Raw genomic sequence first — 20,130 nt, forward strand, 5'->3', positions numbered from 1 at the left:
TCCCCGCGCCCCTGGCGGGGCGCTTCAGCCGGGGCGTATCAAGAAGCCAAGGAGTCGATCAGGCGTTCGAAGCGCGTCCGCCATGCCTGTTCCGTGTCCACCTCGCCCTTGAACTCGTGGGTGAAGCGCAGGGCCGTACCGCTCTCCCCGTCGCGCTCCAGGTGGAAGCGGATCCGGCCGCCGCCCTCCACGGTGTACTCGGCGATCCGGTCGACGTCCCACGCGGTGACCGTGCCCGTGCCCAGATCACCGAAGGTGACCGTGCCGCCCAGTCTTGGTTGCAGGACGTCGGCGGGGGTGAACCAGGCGGCCAGGCCCTCCGGGGTGGAGAGGCTCGGCCAGACCTGGTCCATCGGTCTTGGCAGTCGTATCAGCAGCTGAAGGACGGCCATGGGACCAGTGTCGCCCCTGGTCGGCTCAGACGCCCGCGTAGGAGTGCTTGCCGGTGACGAAGATGTTGACGCCGTAGTAGTTGAACAGCCAGCAGCCGAAGGCGATCATCGCGAGGTAGGCGGCCTTGCGGCCCTTCCAGCCGGCGGTGGCGCGGGCGTGCAGGTAGCAGGCGTAGGCGACCCAGGTGATGAAGGACCAGGTCTCCTTGGGGTCCCAGTTCCAGTAGCGGCCCCAGGCGCTGCCCGCCCAGATCGCGCCCGCGATGATCGTGAAGGTCCAGAGGGGGAAGACCGCCGCGTTGACGCGGTAGGCGAACTTGTCGAGGGAGGAGGAGGCGGGGAGGCGCTCCAGGACCGAGGTGGCGAAGCTGCCGGGCTTGCCGCCGGCCTCCAGCTTGCTCTCGTAGGAGTCCTTGAAGAGGTAGAGGATCGTGGCCATCGCGCCCACGTAGAAGACCGCGCCGCAGAAGATCGCCGTCGAGACGTGGATGTACAGCCAGTACGAGTGCAGGGCCGGGACCAGCGGCTCGCTCGCCGTGTAGAGGACGGTCACCGCGAGGCCCAGGTCCAGCAGGACCGAGGTGATCAGGAAGAGGCCGAGCCAGCGGATGTTCTTCTTCAGGGCCAGCAGGGTCAGGTAGACGCCGACCGCGACCGTGGAGAACGTGAGGTTGAACTCGTACATGTTGCCCCACGGCGCCCGCTGCACGGAGGCCGCGCGGGCGATCACGCCCGCCAGCTCCACGAGGAAGGCGAGGACCGTGAGGGAGATCGCGATCCGGCCGTAGAGGTCGCCCTGCTCGTCGCCGCCGTGGGCGCCGGGGCCGTCCGGGACGTCCCGCGAGCCCGCCGCGGACCGCACGACGATCTGCGGGCGTTCCAGTACGGCGGTGCCGCCGGCCTTCTTGACCGTGACGGCGGGCGCCTTCTTCGTCTCCGCCGAGGCGGTCAGCGCGTTGGCCGTACGGGCCACCCGGCTGCGGCTGCCGAGCAGCCACTCGAAGATGTACGCGAAGAAGGCCAGCGTGTAGACGGCCATCGAGGAGTAGATGAGCGTGTTGCTCATGCTCGCCAGATGTTCGTTGGTCGCGGCGAGGGTCGTTGCGGCGGCGGAAGTCATCGCTTCTCAGCCCCTTCGGCAGGTACGACTTCGGGGTCGGGGGATTCTGCGGGGTCTTCGGTTACGGGGTCGGGGGCCCCTGGTGCCTGGTCGTAGAGGATGCCCGCGAGGTCGCCCAGTTCCTCGGGCACCTTCGCGGACTCGCTGCGGCCGAGGCCGGCCATCTCGACGACGGTGACGCCGTCGGGCCCCTGCACCGCGCGCACCCACACGCGGCGGCGCTGGATGAACAGCGAGGCGGCCAGGCCGAAGATCGCGGCGATCGCGCCGGCCAGCGCCCAGCCGCTGCCGGGCTCCTGCACGATCTCGAAGCCGGCCCATTCCTTGACGTCCTTCTCGAACGTCACGGAGCCGGCGCCGTTCGGCAGCTGCATGGTCTGGCCGGGCTTGAGGTTGTCGCGGAGCTGCGCCCCCTTGGAGTCCTTGAACTCCTTCATGTGGGACTTGTCCAGCTGGTACACGCTCTGCGGGATGCCGGAGTTGACCCCGAGGTCGCCGTGGTACGGCGTCAGGTTCAGCACCGGGTTGTTCAGCGCCGGGAAGCTGGACAGCACCGAGGTGCCGCCGCCGTAGGTCGGCAGGAAGAACAGCGAGATGCCGAGCTGTTCGCTCACGTTCTGCGCGTTCTTGTAGCCGTCCATCACCTTCACCACGCCCTGGGAGGTGACGTTGGCGTCGAGCGGGAGCAGCGGCACGGCGTCGTGGTAGACGACGTTGCCCTTGCCGTCGCGGACCGTGATGACGGGCGCGTAGCCGTGGCTGACGAGGTAGACCTTGGCGTCGTCGATGTGCAGCGGCTCGTTCACCTTGATGGTGGTCCGCTTCGACTTGCCGTAGGCGCCCTCGCTGTAGTCGATGTCCGCCTTGAAGGAGACCGCGGTGCCCTTGCTGGGGCCGCTGGTCTGGTAGCTCGCCGAGAAGTTCTTCAGGTCGAAGCTGAACGGCACCAGGTCGTCGGTGCTGAACATCGAACCGGACTTGAAGTCGTCGTACTGGAGGATCGAGTTGGCGAACCCGTCGCCCTCGACGACCAGCTTGGTGCCGTCCGACTTGTACATCTGGCCGGAGGCGAAGGCGACCAGGAGCACGATCAGCGCGATGTGGAAGACCAGGTTGCCGAACTCACGGACGTAGCCCTTCTCGGCGGCGACCGCGGTACCGACGGGGTGCGCGCGGAAGTGCCGCTTCTTCAGCAGGGCGAGGGCGTGCTCGCGGACCTCCTCGGGGGCCGCGGTGGTCCGCCAGGTCGTGTACGCCGGCAGCCGGTCCAGCCGCTTGGGGGCGCCCGGCGGGCGGCCGCGCAGCTGGCCCACGAACTGCCAGGCGCGCGGGATGATGCAGCCGATGAGGGAGACGAACAGCAGGATGTAGATCGCCGAGAACCACACCGAGCTGTAGACGTGGAACAGGCCGAGCTTGTCGTAGATCGGCGCCAGCGTGGTGTGGGACTTGCGGAAGTCGGCGACCTTGGAGATGTCGGCGCCGGACTGCGGGATCAGCGAGCCGGGGATCGCGCCCAGCGACAGCAGCAGGAGCAGCAGCAGCGCGACCCGCATCGAGGTCAGCTGCCGCCAGAACCAGCGGGCCCAGCCGACGACCCCGAGACCGGGGGCGATCGCCGTCTCCTCGACGGGGGCGGTGGAGAGCTGGGAGCCCGCCGCGCCGATGTCCGGGTCGGTGTTCTCGGTGTGCTCGGTTTCGGTCTTGCTCATCGATCAGATCCCCACAGTGAAGCCGTCGGACCAGCCCTGCATCTCCTGCACGAGGCTGTCCCAGGCCCCGGTCAGCAGCAGCACACCGGTCACGATCATCATCGTGCCGCCGATGCGCATCACCCAGACATAGTGGCGCTTGACCCAGCCGAAGGCGCCGAGCGCCTTGCGGAAGGCGACCGCGGTGAGCACGAAGGGGACACCGAGGCCCAGGCAGTAGGCGACGGTCAGTATGGCGCCCCGGCCGGCGCTGCCCTGCTGGGAGGAGAGGACGATCACCGAGGAGAGCGTCGGGCCGATGCAGGGCGTCCAGCCGATCCCGAACAGCGCGCCGAGCACGGGTGCCCCTATGAGGCCGGCCACCGGCCGCTTGTGGAAGCGGAACTCGCGCTGGGTGAACCAGGGCATCAGGCCCATGAAGAACACGCCCATGGCGATCATCAGCACGCCGAGGACCTTGCTGAGCGCGCCGGAGTGCTCCAGGAGCGTCGAGCCGAAGTAGCCGAAGAGCGCACCGCCCGACACGAACACCGCGGTGAAACCGAGCACGAAGAGCGCGGCACCCGTGGCCATCCGGCCGCGCCGGGCCTCGGCGAGATCGGTGCCGGCGACGCCCGTGACGTACGAGAGGTAACCGGGGACGAGGGGCAGCACGCAGGGCGAGAAGAAGGAGACGAGTCCGCCCAGCAGCGCGATCGGCAGGGCGACCAGCAGGGCGCCGTTGAGGACCGTCCCATTGGTGCCGACGGCGGCGGCGAGTGTGCTCACGTCACTTCTCCGCGACGACCGGCTTGATCATCTTCAGCAGGTTCTCCTCGCTGAGCGCGGCCAGCGAGCGCGCGGCGACGTTGCCCTGCCGGTCGAGGACCAGGGTGGAGGGGATGGCCTGCGGGTTGAGCGTGCCTTTCTTGAAGCGGAGCATCAGCTTGCCCGTCGGGTCGTACAGGCTCGGGTACTCGATGCCGTTCTGCTTCTCGAAGGCGACCGCGGAACCGGTGCTGGTGTCGCGGGTGTTGATGCCGACGAACTGGACGCCCTTGCTCGCGTAGTCCTTCGAGACGGACGCGAAGTAGGGCGCCTCGGCACGGCACGGGCTGCACCAGGAGCCCCACACGTTGATGACGACGACCTTGCCCTTGTAGCTCGCCACGTCCAGCGTCCTGCCGTCGATGGTCTTGCCCGACAGGTCGGGGGCCGCCGCGCGGTGGCCCTTCGCGACCGTGTCGATGCCGTCCTTGCCGGTGACGAAGTTGGTGTCGCCGCCTCCGCCCGAGGTGCCGCCGTTGCCGCACGCGGACAGGGTCAGGGCCGCCGCGGCGGCCATGGCGCCAAGCAGGACGGCGCGGCTACGGGTACTCATGTGAAAAGTTTCGCATGCCCGTTCTGGGGATCTTGCGCACCCCCCTCGCGGACGCTTCAGGCGGCCGCCCCCTGCTTGAGGAAGCCCTTCCAGCCGCCCGCCGGCCGCTGCCCCACATCCAGGGTGCGCAGCTTCGCCAGCACCCCCGGCTTCTGCACGTCCATCCAGTCCACGAACTGCCGGAAGGAGACCATGCGCACGTCGGCGCCCTTCGCCTTCTCCCGGGCGATGTACTTGAAGGCCTCCTCGACGGCGTCCATGTAGATGCCGCCGTTCCACTGCTCGAAGTGGTTCCCTATGAAGAACGGCGCCCGGTTCGTCGTGTACGACCGCTCGAATCCCGCTATGTACGCCTGCCCGGACTGCTTCCGCCAGCCCGGGTAGTTGTAGGCCGGGGCCTTCGTCGAGTTCACCGACTGGTTGGCGAGCATGTTGTAGTCCATGGAGAGGACCTCGAAGGAGCGCCCCGGGAACGGTATCTGCTGCAACGGCAGGTCCCAGATGCCCAGCTTCTTCGTCGGCCAGACCTGGCGGCCGCCCGGCGAGGAGGCGTCGTAGCGCCAGCCCAGCTCGCGGGCGGTGGGCAGCAGGTTGTTCTGGCCGAGCAGGCAGGGCGTACGGCCGCCGACCAGCTCCTTGTCGTAGTCGAAGGGCAGGGCGGGCAGGTCGGTCCAGCCGGTGTTGGTGCGCCAGCCCTTCACGAACGCCTTGGCCTGGTCTATCTCGCTGCGCCACTGCTTGGGCGTCCAGTTGCCGACCGTGCCGTAGCCGCCGCAGAAGTGCCCGTTGAAGTGGGTGCCTATCTCGTGCCCTTCGAGCCAGGCGCGGCGGACGTTGGTGAGGGTCGCCCTGACGTGCTCGTCGGTGAGGTAGCCGATGTCGGAGGCGCCGCGGGGGTTGTTCGGCGGGTCGTAGAGCCGCTTCTTCGACTCGGGGAGGAGGTAGAGCCCCGAGAGGAAGAAGGTCATGGCGGCGCCGTGCTCCCTGGCCAGGTCGAGGAAGCGCGGGAAGAGGCCGGTGCCGACCTCGCCGGCGCCGTCCCAGGAGAAGATCACGAACTGCGGCGGGGTCTGCCCGGGCTCCAGCGGCTCGGGGGCGGCGGGCTGATGCGGCTGCCGGCCGGTGTCGGAGGTGGAGCCGTCACCGAGGGGACGGGCGTTCGGCTTCCTGGAGGCCTTGCCCGACGGCCGCTTGGTGGAACCGGCGGCGGGGGTCGATCCGTCCGACGGGGTGAGGGTGCCGCAACCGCTGAGCCCGAGCGCGAGCCCGGCCGTGGCGCCCGCGCCGACGCCGAGCATTCCCCTTCGCGTGATGGTCCGCATGCTTCCCCGATTCGTCACGTCCTCTGGTGGTCATCCAGTCAGAGGGCGTGACGAACAAGCGGGTTCCGCGGCGTCTGCTGTATTTCACGCCAAATATGATGAACGTACGGCTATGTACCGTACGTCACCGTGGGCTCACGCCCCGAAGGCCTTGTCCTTCCCCTTCACCGGCTTGGCGCCGGCCCGCAGATGGGCGGGGACGAGGTCGATGGCGGGCTCGGAGTACCCCACGGAAACGATCCTGTCGCCCTCGTAGGTGAACGTCGTCAGGGAGGCGAGGGTGCACTGCCGCTTGCGCGGGTCGTGCCACAGCCGGCGCTTCTCGACGTGCGACCGCAGGATCCAGATCGGCAGCTGGTGGCTGACCAGCACGGCCTCGTGACCGCGCGCCTGGTCCTTGGCCGCGTCCAGCGCGCCCCGCATCCGGACGACCTGGTCGACGTACGGCTCGCCCCAGGACGGCCGGAACGGGTTGACGAGGTACTTCCAGTTGCCGGGGTTCTTCAGCGCCCCGTCGCCGACCCCGAAGGTCTTGCCCTGGAAGATGTTCTCCGCCTCGATGAGCCGCTCGTCGGTGCCGAGGCCGAGCCCGTGCGCCTTGGCGATCGGGGTCGCGGTCTCCTGCGCGCGCTCCAGCGGGGAGGCGACGACATGGGTGACGTCCCGGCCGGCGAGGTGCTCGGCGACCCGGTCGGCCATCTGCCGTCCGAGCTCGGAGAGGTGGTAGCCGGGAAGTCTCCCGTACAGCACGCCCTCCGGATTGGCGACCTCCCCGTGCCGCATCACATGCACGACGGTGATGTCCCGCTGCCCGCTCTGCCCGCTGTACTCACTCTGCTCACTCTGCTCACTCTGCTGGCTCATGCTGCCGTGGCCTCCGCGGCCGCTCGGGCCGCCGCCGGGAGGGCGTCGGCGATCTTCTGGATGGCCCGCTCGTCGTGGGCCGTGGACACGAACCAGGACTCGAAGGACGACGGCGGCAGGTAGACGCCGTCGGAGAGGAGGGAGTGGAAGAAGGCGGTGAACCGGAAGGACTCCTGGGCCCGCGCGTCCTCGTAGTTCCGCACCGGGCGGTTGGTGAAGAAGACGGAGAACATGTTGGAGGCGGTCTGCACCTGGTGCGCGACGCCCTCCTTGTTCAGCGCCTCGCCGACGAGTCCCCGGATCTGCTCCGACACCGCGTCGACCTTCTCGTACGCCGCGTCGTCGAGCAGCCGCAGCTGGGCGAGGCCGGCGGCGGTGGCGACCGGGTTCCCGGAGAGGGTGCCGGCCTGGTAGACGGGACCGGCGGGCGCGAGATGCGCCATGACGTCCGCCCTGCCTCCGAAGGCGGCGGCGGGGAACCCGCCCCCCATCACCTTCCCGAAGGTCATCAGGTCGGGCACGACCCCGTCGATCCCGAACCAGCCGGCCCTGCTCGTCCGGAACCCGGTCATGACCTCGTCGGAGATGTACAGCGCGCCGTTCTCGCGGCAGGCGTTCTTCAGCCCCTGGTTGAACCCGGGCGCGGGCGGCACGACACCCATGTTCCCCGGCGAGGCCTCGGTGATCACGCACGCGATCTCGCCGGGGTGCCGGTGGAAGGCCTCCTGCACGGCTTCGAGATCGTTGTACGGCAGCACGATCGTGTCCCCGGCCTGAGCGCCGGTGACACCGGGCGTGTCGGGCAGCGCGAAGGTGGCGACGCCGGACCCGGCGGCGGCCAGCAGGCTGTCGACGTGCCCGTGATAACACCCGGCGAACTTGATCACCTTGGTGCGCCGGGTGAACCCGCGGGCCAGCCGGATCGCGCTCATCGTCGCCTCCGTCCCGCTGCTGACCAGCCGCACCTGCTCCAGCGGCTCGATCCGGGCGACCATCTCCTCCGCGAGGGCGACCTCGCCCTCACCGGGGGTACCGAAGGAGGTACCGCGCGAGACGGCGTCCTGCACGGCGGCGATGACCTCGGGGTGCGAGTGCCCCAGGATCATCGGCCCCCACGAGCACACGAGGTCGACGTACTCCCGCCCGTCCGCGTCGGTCAGGTAGGCCCCCTTGCCGGAGACCATGAAACGAGGCGTGCCGCCCACGGCACGGAAGGCACGCACCGGCGAGTTCACACCACCGGGCGTGACGACGGAGGCACGGTCGAAGAGCGCCTGTGAGACGGGCGCGTCGTAGGGATAGGGCATTTCGCTCTGGGCACTCATGACGTGCGACTTCTCCGACTTCTCGGACTCCGACTGCTGGGTGACCTCCTCAGGGTAGGCCGAGGAGGGAGCCGACGCGGTGGGGGCACCTCCCGGCCGAGGGCTGGGGGACGTCGGCGAGGGGCGACAAGGCGGAGGACGGTGGTCTTCTCGCGGTGGAGGACGGCGATCTCCGGTCGGCGGGCGGGGCATCTGCGAGACTGTGATCCGATACACGCAGCTCATCCGGTACGCAGGCGGCCGGAGGCTGTAAAGATCCTGCGGACTGATGTTTCGACGCACGTTTCGGCGGGCGGCCGTGGGGGAGGTCACTGACACGATGATCGGGTTGCGCGGCGGGGGCCACGCGTCCTAGAAAAGCAGTCGGGTGGAGATATGCATCGCGGTGGCGGACTGGGCGAGGGGACCGATGACCTGGGTCCTCGACGCGCCCATCGGGGAAGGCACCGACGCGAGGCGGAGGAAGCGGCGGAAGCAGCACGTCAGGAACAAGGCGTACCGAGTGAGTCGGAGCGGCGCGACCGACGTATCGATCAGTGGGACCAGAGGGGCCGGCGGATCGATCGCGGGATCGACCGTTCTGAGAGCGGGAGCAGGAATGGTGGTCGGGTGGGGGTGACGTACAAATACTTCGGCGCACCGGACGGCGCGACCGCGGCCCGCGTCCCGATCTCGATGCGTCCCGAGGAACTCGGCGGCGACGAGCTCGGCATGAACGGCATGTTCACCAAGATCAAGCCGGAGACCATGGCCGCGATGGTGCTGACGGGCATCGAAGGCGTACCTCTGCACAAGGTGCCGCCCCTGGAACTGGTCGTCCTGCACCCGGACTACGCCGTCGTCAAGCTCCCCATGACCGTCGTCGACCCGCTCCGCGGCATAGGCGAGGAAGCCGTCGGCGCGGCCGCCTTCATCTGGTCCACGGTCCCGGACCGCGGCGGCCCGAGAGACGCCTTCAACGTCTACCAACTGCTCCACGAGTGGCAGGACTTCTCACACCGGCTGCATGAGGCGGGGCACCAGCCGTACTGCCTTGTCTGGCCGTGAGCCGAGGTTTCGCTCCGTTCGGGCGAGGTCTTCGGACCTCGCCCTTTCTGCTGCGACCAGTCCCTCAACAGGCCCACTCTGCATGACGCCCATCGCCCCACCCGCGTACCCACCTGGCGTATCCGCCACCCCGGCGAGCCCCACGGCTCCGCCCCCCCGCTGACTGTAGGAGCGGGCGGTCTCCACCCACAGGGCAGATCAGCGCAACAGCTGCCCGCCGATCGCCTGAGCTTCCCAAGCTGAGAGCGCGAGTTCGATTCTCGTCACCCGCTCCAGCAGAAACCCCCAGGTCGTGGACCCGGGGGTTCTTTGTTGTCTAGACCGGCGAGCGGGTGCCGCACCACTGGCGCACCATTAGCCCGCTGATAACTCCTGCGTGTGGTGCGGACGGCCGTCCTCGCGGTCCTTCTTGTGGTGCTTCGCACGCTCGGATCGCACCATGCCGTCCAGTCCTGCGGGGACCTCCCGTTGCCGCTCGTCGTCAGAGTGCTGGCAGATCATCGCGGCCTTCTCGGAGGATTGGCCGGCGGGACGTCTAGGTCGACAGACTGGCAAGGTACGGCCGTGTGCGAGACCGGTCAGCGGCAGAGTTCCATGATGGTGTCATCGAAGTCTGGGAACTCTCGGGTCGCTTGCTCGATGCCGGCAGCAGCCGATTGCTTGTGGTCGGCCGCGAATCGTTCAGCGACAGCCGTCAGTTCCTGGTTGTGACGCGCGGTCCAGTCGGGTTCGTACGAGGTGGTCGCCTCCCGCGGGCCGTATCCCCCGGCCAGCACCCACAAGAAGGCACTCAAGTCGCGCGCAACGACACCGGTCTCGCCCTCGGAACCGAGAAAGACCACAGGCTGGTCTACGAGCGGGCGGTGCGGGCGGATGAGCCAGAAGGCCGCGTATCCGCCCGAGCCGTCCTGGCCGAACACACGGAAGCGGTCGCCGTCCAGCTCCGCGTTGCCCGTCCAGGCGCGGAACCAGTCGGTGGTCTCCTCGATGGACAGGAAGGCAGGGAAAGGCTCGAAGTCCACACCATTGCCGTCGTCATAGTCGAACGGGAGCACGAGCGCGGCGGCGAGGGCCGCGGGGAACTGCCGATCGTCGGTAGGAATCACGCGGTCACGCTAGCGACCACCACTGACATTGAGACCCGGATTCGCTGCGTCCGCTGATCTCCCCAGCGCCCGACCGAGGTAGGCACGGCGGAGGCGCGCACCTTTGTCCGAGCCGCTGCCCGTACGCCCATGCGCCGGTTCGTGAGGGGAGACGACAGCGCCTTAGGCAGTCATGCTAATTGCTTCCATCCAATTCGGAGGGATTCGACAGGGGGAAGGTTCTTATGTCACCTATACGTCTTTCGCGAGGTACCGTGATCGGCGCGGCCTGGACGTTGGCCGTGAGCGCAGCGATCGTCGGTCCCATCGGAGGCGCCACACCGGCCGCCGCAGCCAACCCGTGGACGTGTCCTGCGGGTGGCGACCCCAGCTTGTGGAATCCGCGCTATACGTCAACAGTTGGTACGGCTGAAGTCTGGTGGCGGAAGATCGAACTGCGCTACCACAGCGGTACCCGCTGTGCGTGGGGGCGGATTTCCAACGGCTCGCCTGGCGACTCGGTCTGGGTGGACTGGTCTGCCAACGGGGGGCAAACCTGGAAGCAGCTGGATGTGACCAAGATCCCGAGGGGTGGCCACGAGGTGCACACGGTCGCTCACAACGACGCCGGGTATGTGATGCGAGCATGCGGCAAGGCAGGTAACCGCCGCGAAATCGTCTGCACCGGCTGGTACTAGATCGTCTGCCGCAGGCGCGGGTAAGCGCCACCGGGCTAGGACAGGGTGATAGGGGTTCCAGGCGCAGGTTCTAGCCGCCGGGGACTGTTGCTGTGTCCCGTATGACCTCCAATGACCGATCTCTACAGAGCTACGGATCAGAAGGGTCTTGAACCGGTCGCCAAGGAGGAGGCCAGGGTGCCTCGCGCACCTGGCCCATATCGGCTATCTGCAGGCTGCGCCGCGCATGCCGGTAAAACTCTGCGCGCGCAGCGCGGTACTCGCTGAAGGCCTGCGCCCAAGTGGAGGGGTTGCCAGTCAACTGGCCCCGAGCGAGCCACTCAAGGTGCCAGACGCTCCTGTTGAGTATTTGCACTGCCTGCGCGGTTTCAGCGTTGGCCAGGAGGCTGAGAGCTTCCACCAGGGCTGAGCGCCGGCCTTCCACGTCTGCAGCTTGCTCCAGCTCCGTCTCGGTCGGCTCAAGCGGTGCCGGATGGTTGGTGAGACCGCGGTGAGCGGCAAACCGTTGGTAGCGGGTAGCACAGTCCTTCACCGCATGTCCGTATTCGCTGTATGCCTGGAGGAGCTGACTGTCCCAGCGGATCTCCTGCTGTCTACGCCAACGACTGCGTTCGGTGAGTGCTCCAACCACGTAGGACATCAGACCACCCACTACTACGCCGATCAGCGTCGGTAGTTGATCAAGAACCCCACTCATATGCCCCCCTGAGACGCCTGCGAGTTACATACCCTGCCCGACTCCTCGGCTTCGGTTTGCCGAGAGGGACGACAACGCAGACCTGCTCTGCGCTGTACGGAGGGCAACATCGTGTGCCCGCACCACAACCGCACCAGATCGAGCGGGGAACAGCGGGGAACCACGGGGAAGGCAACCAGGCCCCACGAGGCCACAGCCCGACCGTTCTCCCAGGTCATCCCTTGTTTCGACCCCAAATGCCCGCAGCTTCACAAGCTGAGGTCACTGGGCTTCTGCACGACCGTTCAGGTCGAACAACAGCCACTCCAGCCAGGCCGCCGACACGCCCAAGGCGCCGGCCCACACGTGCATGGCCCCCACATAGGCGACGTACCGAGCCGACCAACGACGGGTGCCTGCGGCTTCCTTGCTGGACCAGCCGAGCGCGTTGAGGGATCGGAAGACGCGATCATCCAGGATCAAGGCACGCTCGCGTTCGGCATCCCGGTCATCGACAGTGGCAAACCACTTGGTGAAGAACGACCGCCTCACTCCCCGCAACGTGAACTCGGTGTACGCCCGGGCCAGCTCGCCGACACGGACAGCGCTACGTGTCGCGTCGCGTCGCGAACCCTGCTCCCCAGATCATGACCGCGATGCATCTCGACGAGCGGTCGAAACCGCTCCACCATGTCTCCCTGGGATGCCATGCGGACAGCATCCTCAGCGACCGCCGCTGCCCCCAGCCTCCTCGCCAGGCTGTGGCGCGACCGTTATGAGCGTCGGCGTACCCCGATCTGGTGGCGGCACCCGCCCAAGTGGTGGGGCGCCGCCACGGTAGGGTCCTCCTCTGCTGGTGGGGAGGAGCTACAGGTGACGGCGTACAAGGTGGGCTATGCGGAGGGGCAGTGGACCGTATGGATCGCCCTGGGCCTGGCGGCAGTCTGGGTTGCGACAGGACGATGGCGGGACTACCCAAGCGGTGAAGGCAGGAACGCGGAGCAGCTCGCGTCCGAGGTGCGGCGCCGGTCCCGGTTGGTCAATCGTTCGATCCTCGCCGTCGCCTCGCTGTGGATCCTGACGAACATCGTCGTCGGTGTCTGGGCGGTCCGGCAGTAACCGTCGTCACGGATCCTTGCGCGGGGACTCACCGGGGAATCCCGGACGGTCGGCCGTGCGCCGGGGAACATCGGCAAGGCGAACTGGCCGGTCCCTATGTTGGCAGCAGCGCTCAAGTCCAGGCGGAGTGTGACACGTGGTCGCGGAGACGCAGCGTGCCACCTACGCCGACGTTCTCGATGCCGTTCAAGAGGCCGTGTCAGAGGGTGAGTAGTTCCTCGTGGAAGCCGCCGAACTGCCGGGGTCGGTGGATGAGGTGGATTTCGAGGATCCAGTGGCAGGTGCGGCCGGTCTTGTCGGTGCGGCGCAGGGGGGTGTCGTTGGCGGGGGTGATGTAGGACTCCGTGTCGGCGCCGTCGATGGTCTCGTGGGGGAACTCGCCGACGAGGTGTCCGGCGTGCCAGCCGCCGAGTTCCCAGCCGGCCTCGGCGGCCAGCCGTTCCACCTCGGTGTACAGCTGCTTGCCGGTGATGTCGCCGTGCTCGGCGAAGTACCGCTTGCCGGCGTCGAAGATCCTCGGCAGGTCGGCGCGGAGCCGGTGCTTGTCGGGGTCGTCGCCGAGGACGAAGGTGCGGCCGAAGTCGGCCTCGTACTCCTCGAAGATGGGCCCGAAGTCGGCGAAGACGATGTCGTCCGCGGTGATACGGCGGTCCGGGGGGTTCTCCCGGTACGGCGCCAGGGTGTGGGGGCCGGAGCGCACGATCCGCTTGTGCCAGTGGCGGGTGGTGCCGAAGAGTTCGTTGGCCAGGTCGCGCACCCGGTCGCTGACCGCCCGCTCGCCCTCGCCGGGCGCGACCAGGCCGCGTGCCTCGATCTCCGCGAAGAGCCGCTCGGCCTTGGCCTGGGCGTCCAGCAGGCGGGCCGCACGGGTGGGTTCGTCGTGAGCGTCATAAGCGTCGTGAGCGTCGTGAGGCATGGCAGTGAAAGTACGTTCCAATAAATGTTCGAGTCAATCAGATTGGACTCTGCGGGGCCGGGGCGCCTGTCGTCAGTGGTCGTGCGGGCCGGGCCGGTGGACCGGGCCGTGGGCGTCGTCGCAGTGTTCCGTCTGATCGGCCGAGGGGGTGGCGATCTGCAGCAGTTCCTCGCCGTCGCCGTCCTCGCCGAGGTGGTCGACCTGGAGGGTGGCGTGGGTGATGGCGTGCCGGTCGCGCAGCAGCTGCTGGAGGTCGCGGCGCACGGCGTGGCAGTCACCGCCGGGTTCGACCAGGACGTGGGCGGAGAGGGCGGGTTCGCCGGAGGTGATGGTCCACAGGTGCAGGTCGTGGATCTCGACGACCGCGGGCCGGCCGGCCAGTTCGTCACCGATCGAGTCCGGGTCGAAGCCGACCGGGGCGGCTTCCAGGAAGATCCGCCCGGAGTCCCGGACCAGGCCGTAACCGGCCTTGAACATCAGCACGACCACGACGAGCGTGGCGATCGCGTCGGCGCGGTCGAAGCCCGTGAGGACGACGATCAGCGCGGCGATCGCCGTGCCGATGAACGCGAACAGGTCGTTGAGGATGTGCTGGTAGGCGCCCTCGACGTTCAGCGAGCCACGGTTCGCCTTGGAGATGCACCAGGTGGCCGCCACGTTGACGACGATCCCGGTGAGCGCGGTGGCCAGCATCAGGCCGCCCTCGACCTCGGGCGGGCTGATCAGCCGGCGCACCGCCTCGTACGCCAGCCAGGTCCCGAGCAGCAGCAGGGTCAGGCCGTTGGCCTGCGCGGAGAGGATCTCGGCGCGCTTGAGGCCGTAGGTGAAGCCGCCGCGCGCGGGGCGGGCCGACAGCCGCATCGCGACGAGCGCGAGCACGATCGAGGCGGCGTCGGTGAGCATGTGCGCCGCGTCGGAGATCAGGGCCAGGGAGCCGGCGACGACACCGACGACGACCTCCGCCGCCATGAACACCGTGATGAGGGTGAGGGCGATGGCCAGCCAGCGGCGGTCGGCGTCCGCCGAGACGCCGTGGGAGTGCCCGGCGTGCCCGCCCTCACCGTGGCCGTGGCCATGGCCGTGGTCGTGCCCGTGATCGTGATCGCCCATGGCGGTTGCCGCCCCTCGCGTCGGGTGTTCCGCCTCGCAGTGAAACGCATGGCCGGGGTGAACGCCAAAGGCTGCACCGGTGACCGTTGTCATCTCCGTTAGCTCGGCCCTGGCCTGCGGAAACGCGGCCTGCCCGGAAGGCGGCCGGGCCCGTTTCCGACCGGCTGTCCGGCTGAACGCTCTCACTCGTCCCGCCGTATACGACGAGGTGACGACCGGGCCCGGCAGCGGTGCCGTAGCAGGCCGGGCCGGCCACGCGGGGACGTGTGCGCGGGCCGGTCTGTTCGCCGTGCTCGGGACCGTCCTCGCCACGTTCGGGCATCACGCGGTCGCCGGGACGGCCGTGCCCTGGCGGCTGGTCATCCTCTCGACGGCCGTCCAGTTCGCGGCGGTGTGGCCGCTGGCCCGGCGCCGCTACGCCGCCGTCGCCACCGTCGTCTTCACCCTCGGGACACAGGGCCTGCTGCACCTGGCGCTGTCGTACGCGGAGGGTGCCGGTGGCGGTGTCGGGGGTGGCGTCGGGGGCAGTAGTGGTGGCGGTGGCGCATCGGGCCACACCATGCACGCAATGCACACCGTGCACGCCGTGCACGCCGTGTCCGGGGACGGACACGCCTGGCATCGGGCCGGGACGGCGATGACGGTCGTGCACACGGTCGCCGCGCTGGTGGTGGCCTGGCTGCTGCACCGCGCCGACGCCCGGATGACGGCCGCGCTGCGCGCGCTGCGCACCCTGGGCCGGGCCGCCGCGGAGGCGCTGGCGTGGGTGCTGCCGCGACCGGTCGTCCGCCGCCGTGGTGCGACGGCGGCGCGGCTGCCCGTCTGGCGGTCGGCGCCGGGGGCGGACGACGACACGCTCGTACAGGAAGAGGTACTGGAGCACGCGGTGGTGCGCAGGGGCCCACCAGCCGGGGAGCGGCTCCAGAACATCACCGGATCCGGCGTCCGCCGGTCCGGATCTTCCCGTACCGGCAAGGAGTTCCCCTGTGTCCCACGTGTCCCACGTGTCCCACGTGTCCCATGGATCCCATGGATCCGCTGCCGCGCGTCCCTCCGTCCTTACGACGGCCCGGCGCGCGGCGCTCGTCGGCGCCACCGCGCTGACGGCCGCGCTCGCCCTGGCCGGTCCCGCCTCCGCGCATGCCGAGGTGGAGGCCGACACCCCGCGGGCGCTCGCCACCGGCGTCACCCTGACCTTCGTGTCGGAGGCCGAGTCCGACTCGGCCGGCTTCACCGAGCTCCGCGTCGTGCTGCCGGAGGGCATCTCCCCCGGTGACGTGAGCCTCGACGACGCCCCCGAGGGCTGGAAGCTGACGGCGGCGGGCAACGGGTACACCGTCGCCGGACCGGCCCTGAAGCCGGGTGTCGACGCCGAACACAGCATCAAGGTCAAGCAGCTCCCGAACGCGAGGGAACTCGTCTTCAAGACCGTCGAGACCTACAGCGACGGCGAGATCTCCCGCTGGATCGAACTGCCCACCGGGGGCAAGGAGCCGGAGCAGCCCGCACCGGTGCTGAAGCTCAAGGCCGCCGCGGCGGGGGCCGCCTCACTCGCCCCCAGCCCCAGTGCGAGTACCCCTACTAGTGCCAGTGCCAGTGCCAGTGCCGATGTGACGCGGAGTCCGACCCCCTCGGCCGTGCGGGCGGCCGGGGACGACGGCGGCGGTATGCCGGCGGGGGCGGTCGTCGGCGGAGTGGCGGCGGTGGTCGTGGCCGTCGGCGGCGGGGCGTGGTGGCTGGCCGGGCGCCGGCGCCGTTCGGCCGCCGCGCAGAGCTGATCCGGGGCTCCGGGGCGGCGTTTCCCGCGCCGCCCCGGGGCCGTGGTCAGGACGGGCTCTGCGTGACGCCCGGGCCCATGCCGCTCATGTGCACGATGTCGCCGCCGAGCTTGGGCCGGAACTCCTTGAGCACCTTCGGCTGGGCGCTGACCACCCAGCGCGTCCCGACCAGGTAGGTGCCCTGGTACATGCTGATCGTCTCCAGCCAGGTGTCCTGGAACCGTTCCTCCGGGAACGTGGTGATCAGGTAGTCGCCGCCCTTGGTGTGGCACACGCCCTCGCGCAGTTCCTCCGCGTCCACCCGGATCTTGGCCTTGCACTGCGTCAGGTTGGCGATGACCTCGACCTTGGCGGGCGCCACGACCTGGGCCTCCTGGGCGGAGACCGTCCGTTTCCCGGCGGACTTCTCGTCGGTGGCGTCGTCCTCGCCGCTGCAGGCGGCGGTGAGCGGGAGAAGGGCGAGGCTGCCGACGACGGCCGCACCGCGAACCAGTCGGGCGGTGGGTGAACGTCGTTGCTGCTGCTGGGGCACGGGACGGCTCCGATTCATCGCGGTTGCGCGGGTGAAGGGGGACCCCTGACGGGGGGTACGGCCGAACACCGACGGGTGTTCAGCACGTGGGGGTGGGGTGGGGCAGGGTGGTGTGGGGTGGGGTGGCCGGTCAGCCGCGGAACGTCTGGAGGGCGGCCGCGTCGGGGGTGTGGGCCGAGGCGGGACTCCGGGGGTCCCTCGCCGTACGGGGAAGGAGCGCGCGGGCGGGTGCGTCGGCGTCCGCCGGCGTCGCGGTACCGGTCGACGGGGTCTCGGCGGACGACCGCGCCTCGGCGTGCTGGCCGGTGCGCGGAGCACGGACCGGCGAGTCGGCCGCCGCGTCCACGTGGACCGAACCGGCACCGACGGCCCCCGCCGGCTCCGCCGCAAGCACCGGTGCTGCCGTCACGGCCGCCGTGTGCACGGCGTAGGAGGCGTGGTGCGGGGTCGCGATGTGCAGGAGCACGGCAGCGGCCAGCAGTACCACTGCCGCCGCCATGCGCCGTACCACCACGCAACTCCCGACGTCCGCTCCCACCGACGTCACGACGCTACCCGCCCGCCCCCATCGCCCGGCCCGAACTCACAGGCCCACGAGGTGATGTGGGCAACACACCGCCTCCGGCCGGGAGGCCGGGAGGCCGGCAGGCCGGCAGGCCGGGAGGCCAGCAGGCCGGCAGGCCGGCAGGCCGGGGACCATCGCGCTATTTCCCGGTGCCGGACGTCGCCGTCGTCGTGGTGGTGGTGGTGTAGTGCGGGCGGTTGCGTATCAGCAGGGCCGAGGCGAGGGCCGCGCACAGGAAGACGGCGGCGACGACGGTCATGCCGGCGTGGACGCCGGAGGTGAAGGCGTCGCCGATCGCGGCGGTCACGTTCGGCGGGGTCGCCCCGTGGCCGCCGGTGCCGGTGGCGACGGCGTGTTCGACGGCGGGCCAGGCGGCTCGGGGGACGTCGTGGGCGTCGAGCTGGGCCGGAAGGCGGGACTGGAGGCGGCTCGCGAGCAGGGCGCCGAGGAGGGCGGAGCCGGTGACGGAGCCGATCTGGCGGAAGGCATTGACGGCCCCGGAGGCCATGCCGGCGTGTTCGTGGGAGACGCTGACCAGGGCGGCGGCGGTGCTCGGCGCGGCCACCATCCCGGACGCGGCGCCGAAGAGCACGTACAGCCACCACACCCGGGCGTAGGGGGTGGTCGGCTCCACCGTGGTGAATCCGGCCGTGGCGGCGGCACCGACGAGGAAGCCCAGGGTGAGCGGGAGTTTGAAGCCGGTACGGCGGATCACGCGTCCGGTGGCGTAGGCGACGACGACGTAGACGCCGAAGAAGGCCAGCAGCCGCCAGCCGACGTCCAGGGCGGACAGGTGCTGGACGCGCTCGTAGAAGAGCACCGAGAGAATGGCCACCCCGGTGAAGCCGAACAGCGACACGGCCGCGACGAACATGACGGCGCTGAAGGACGGCGACCGGAACAGGCTCATGTCCAGCATGGGGGTGCGGGCGGCCCGTTCGACGAGGACGAAGCCGCCCAGGGCCGCGACCGCGACGATCCAGGCCGTGAGGATCCGGGGGCTGGTGTAGCCGTCGTGGCCGCCTTCGATGAGGGCGTAGACGAGGGCGGCGATGCCGAGGGCGGCCAGCACCTGGCCGGGGATGTCCAGCTTGCCCGCCGGGCCTCGGGACTCGGCGACGAAGACGGCGGCGGCCATGGTGACGACTGCGAGCGCGGCGGTCGACAGGAAGACCGTGTTCCAGTGGAAGTGGTCGAGGAGGGTGCCCGCGATCAGCGGGCCGGCGGCGAGGCCGATGCCGGAGGCGGCCGCCCAGGCGGTGACCACCTCGGTGCGCCGGTGCGGGTCGGGGAAGGCGGCCCCCAGGATGGCCAGGCTGTTGGGCAGGATGAGGGCGCCGCCCAGGCCGGAGATCAGCTGGCCGGCGATGACACCTCCCGTCGAACCGGCGGTGTAGACGGTGAGCGACCCGATGATCATGACCGCGGCGCCCGCGAGGAAGGCGCGCCTGCGGCCGTAGCGGTTGCCGAGGGTGCCCGCGGACATCACCAGGCTGGCCACGAGCAGCGTGTACGCGGAGGGGATCCAGACCAGGCCGGTCGGGGAGACCCGCAGGTCGTCCTGGATGGCCGACAGCGCCGACACCGACGCGGTGATCAGCAGGAACGTCGTCATGGCGCCCAGGCACATCGCGACGAGCGTGACGGCCGCGGCCCGCCGGGAGAGCGGCTCGTGCGGCTGCTGTGGCTGGTGCGGCTGCTGCTGCGGCTGCTGCTGCGACTGGTGCTGCGACTGGCGGGAGGCGTGCCGGTCGGCCGGCTTGAGCCGGCCCGGGGCGGGAGCAGGGGTCGGGGCGTCGGGGGCCATGGAGTCCTCGTCTCGGAGCCGGGCTGCGGGCAGCGGACGGCGACACGCCTCCGGAGACCCGAGCTGACTTACGATTGCAGAAGTCAGCTACGACGCTATAGGCTGACTTCGCACGAGGCAAGCCAGGTGGAGGTGGAGCGGTGAGGGACACAGAGGTGGACGGGGAGCCGAAGGATCTGCTGCGAGAGCGGGACGCCTGGTCCATGGCCAACTGCTCCGTCGCCCGGACCCTGGAGATCGCCGGCAACAGGACGGCGCTGCTGATCATGCGCGAGGCGTTCCTCGGCACCCGCCGGTTCGACGACTTCGCCAGGCGGATCGGCATCGGCGAACCCGCCGCCTCGGCCCGCCTGAAGGAACTCACCGCCGCCGGGCTCCTGGAACGCGTGCCCTACCAGGAGCCCGGCCAGCGGACCCGGTACGCCTACCGGCTGACCGAGAAGGGGCGGGACTTCCTGCCCGTCCTCACGGCACTGCGGCAGTGGGGCGACACCTGGGCCGCGGACGAGCAGGGTCCCCCGCTGGTGGTCCGTCACAAGGACTGCGGCGCCCCGGTGCGCGCGGTGCTGCGCTGCGACGACGGCCACGACGTCCGGCGCGGGGAGTCGCTGGTCGACGCCGGGCCGGGTCTCATCCGCGTCGGCCCGACGGCAACTGAACCGGACGGCAACTGAACCCGACGGCGGCAGGACTCACGCAACC

Annotated in this window: 20 protein-coding genes and 1 pseudogene; 5 read left to right on the forward strand and 16 right to left on the reverse strand. The window is 69.8% G+C overall.

The genetic code is table 11. The features are described 5' to 3' along the window. Positions 1–38: 38 nt before the first annotated feature. The 8 genes from ACGFZS_RS15060 to hemL all read right to left on the reverse strand — a co-directional run bounded on the left by ACGFZS_RS15060 (position 39) and on the right by hemL (position 8,095). Positions 39–392 carry an SRPBCC domain-containing protein gene (locus ACGFZS_RS15060; RefSeq protein ID WP_390968343.1) on the reverse strand — a complete coding sequence of 118 codons (354 nt, stop codon included), beginning with the start codon at positions 390–392 and terminating at the stop codon, positions 39–41. Between the two features lie 25 nt (positions 393–417). Continuing rightward, positions 418–1,512, reverse strand: coding sequence for a c-type cytochrome biogenesis protein CcsB (gene ccsB / locus ACGFZS_RS15065; protein WP_393795393.1), 1,095 nt, complete (start codon positions 1,510–1,512; stop codon positions 418–420). Further along, entirely contained in the window at positions 1,509–3,224 is a 1,716-nt protein-coding gene (locus tag ACGFZS_RS15070; protein WP_393795394.1) for a cytochrome c biogenesis protein ResB, read from the reverse strand. The genes ccsB and ACGFZS_RS15070 overlap by 4 nt, the downstream gene beginning before the upstream one ends. Positions 3,225–3,227: 3 nt before the next feature. After that, entirely contained in the window at positions 3,228–3,992 is a 765-nt protein-coding gene (locus ACGFZS_RS15075) for a cytochrome c biogenesis protein CcdA (protein WP_365692671.1), read from the reverse strand. A 1-nt stretch (position 3,993) separates the two neighbouring features. Then, positions 3,994–4,584 (reverse strand): TlpA disulfide reductase family protein, encoded by a 591-nt coding sequence (locus ACGFZS_RS15080; protein WP_365692673.1) that lies wholly within the window; start codon positions 4,582–4,584, stop codon positions 3,994–3,996. 56 nt (positions 4,585–4,640) lie between these two features. Continuing rightward, complete coding sequence (locus ACGFZS_RS15085) at positions 4,641–5,906, reverse strand: hypothetical protein (protein WP_393795395.1); 1,266 nt, start codon at positions 5,904–5,906, stop codon at positions 4,641–4,643. 135 nt (positions 5,907–6,041) lie between these two features. Beyond that, the gene (locus ACGFZS_RS15090) at positions 6,042–6,770 is read right to left on the reverse strand and encodes a histidine phosphatase family protein (RefSeq protein WP_393795396.1); all 729 of its coding nucleotides are present in this window, start codon (positions 6,768–6,770) and stop codon (positions 6,042–6,044) included. Beyond that, complete coding sequence (gene hemL, locus ACGFZS_RS15095) at positions 6,767–8,095, reverse strand: glutamate-1-semialdehyde 2,1-aminomutase (protein ID WP_393795397.1); 1,329 nt, start codon at positions 8,093–8,095, stop codon at positions 6,767–6,769. The genes ACGFZS_RS15090 and hemL overlap by 4 nt, the downstream gene beginning before the upstream one ends. Before the next feature lie 375 nt (positions 8,096–8,470). On the opposite strand from hemL, the gene ACGFZS_RS15100 reads away from it, so the two are divergent. After that, positions 8,471–9,142 carry a hypothetical protein gene (locus ACGFZS_RS15100; protein WP_355709829.1) on the forward strand — a complete coding sequence of 224 codons (672 nt, stop codon included), beginning with the start codon at positions 8,471–8,473 and terminating at the stop codon, positions 9,140–9,142. 578 nt (positions 9,143–9,720) lie between these two features. Here ACGFZS_RS15100 and ACGFZS_RS15105 read toward each other — a convergent pair. After that, the gene (locus tag ACGFZS_RS15105) at positions 9,721–10,248 is read right to left on the reverse strand and encodes an SMI1/KNR4 family protein (RefSeq protein WP_393795398.1); all 528 of its coding nucleotides are present in this window, start codon (positions 10,246–10,248) and stop codon (positions 9,721–9,723) included. 281 nt (positions 10,249–10,529) lie between these two features. Here ACGFZS_RS15105 and ACGFZS_RS15110 point away from each other — a divergent pair, with 281 nt between their 5' ends. Then, positions 10,530–10,925 (forward strand): glycosyl hydrolase, encoded by a 396-nt coding sequence (locus ACGFZS_RS15110; protein ID WP_393795399.1) that lies wholly within the window; start codon positions 10,530–10,532, stop codon positions 10,923–10,925. Positions 10,926–11,055: 130 nt separating this feature from the next. Here ACGFZS_RS15110 and ACGFZS_RS15115 read toward each other — a convergent pair whose 3' ends face one another. After that, on the reverse strand, positions 11,056–11,622 hold the full coding sequence (locus tag ACGFZS_RS15115) for a hypothetical protein (RefSeq protein ID WP_393795400.1): 567 nt from the start codon (positions 11,620–11,622) through the stop codon (positions 11,056–11,058). A gap of 261 nt (positions 11,623–11,883) precedes the next feature. Then, a pseudogene (locus tag ACGFZS_RS15120) lies at positions 11,884–12,201 on the reverse strand (hypothetical protein); the annotation flags it as partial. A gap of 273 nt (positions 12,202–12,474) precedes the next feature. Here ACGFZS_RS15120 and ACGFZS_RS15125 point away from each other — a divergent pair. Continuing rightward, positions 12,475–12,720 (forward strand): hypothetical protein, encoded by a 246-nt coding sequence (locus tag ACGFZS_RS15125; RefSeq protein ID WP_393795401.1) that lies wholly within the window; start codon positions 12,475–12,477, stop codon positions 12,718–12,720. Positions 12,721–12,919: 199 nt separating this feature from the next. Here ACGFZS_RS15125 and ACGFZS_RS15130 read toward each other — a convergent pair whose 3' ends face one another. Both ACGFZS_RS15130 and ACGFZS_RS15135 read right to left on the reverse strand, forming a co-directional pair. After that, on the reverse strand, positions 12,920–13,636 hold the full coding sequence (locus ACGFZS_RS15130; RefSeq protein ID WP_393795402.1) for a M24 family metallopeptidase: 717 nt from the start codon (positions 13,634–13,636) through the stop codon (positions 12,920–12,922). Between the two features lie 72 nt (positions 13,637–13,708). Further along, a complete protein-coding gene (locus tag ACGFZS_RS15135) occupies positions 13,709–14,746 on the reverse strand; it encodes a cation diffusion facilitator family transporter (protein ID WP_393795403.1) in 1,038 nt (345 codons plus the stop codon). A gap of 1,013 nt (positions 14,747–15,759) precedes the next feature. Between ACGFZS_RS15135 and ACGFZS_RS15140 the strand changes: the two genes are divergently transcribed. Next, on the forward strand, positions 15,760–16,524 hold the full coding sequence (locus ACGFZS_RS15140; protein ID WP_393795472.1) for a DUF1775 domain-containing protein: 765 nt from the start codon (positions 15,760–15,762) through the stop codon (positions 16,522–16,524). Positions 16,525–16,570: 46 nt separating this feature from the next. Here ACGFZS_RS15140 and ACGFZS_RS15145 read toward each other — a convergent pair whose 3' ends face one another. The 3 genes from ACGFZS_RS15145 to ACGFZS_RS15155 form a co-directional block, all read right to left on the reverse strand. Then, the gene (locus ACGFZS_RS15145) at positions 16,571–17,056 is read right to left on the reverse strand and encodes a hypothetical protein (RefSeq protein WP_393795404.1); all 486 of its coding nucleotides are present in this window, start codon (positions 17,054–17,056) and stop codon (positions 16,571–16,573) included. 130 nt (positions 17,057–17,186) lie between these two features. Further along, positions 17,187–17,555: a hypothetical protein gene (locus ACGFZS_RS15150; RefSeq protein ID WP_393795405.1), complete on the reverse strand. Its 369-nt coding sequence runs from the start codon at positions 17,553–17,555 to the stop codon at positions 17,187–17,189. A gap of 205 nt (positions 17,556–17,760) precedes the next feature. Next, positions 17,761–19,428 carry an MFS transporter gene (locus ACGFZS_RS15155; RefSeq protein WP_393795406.1) on the reverse strand — a complete coding sequence of 556 codons (1,668 nt, stop codon included), beginning with the start codon at positions 19,426–19,428 and terminating at the stop codon, positions 17,761–17,763. A gap of 140 nt (positions 19,429–19,568) precedes the next feature. Here ACGFZS_RS15155 and ACGFZS_RS15160 point away from each other — a divergent pair, with 140 nt between their 5' ends. Continuing rightward, entirely contained in the window at positions 19,569–20,102 is a 534-nt protein-coding gene (locus ACGFZS_RS15160; protein ID WP_393795407.1) for a winged helix-turn-helix transcriptional regulator, read from the forward strand. The last annotated feature ends 28 nt before the right edge of the window (positions 20,103–20,130 follow it).

This window comes from Streptomyces sp. NPDC048288 (assembly GCF_043201555.1).
Taxonomy (GTDB): domain Bacteria; phylum Actinomycetota; class Actinomycetes; order Streptomycetales; family Streptomycetaceae; genus Streptomyces.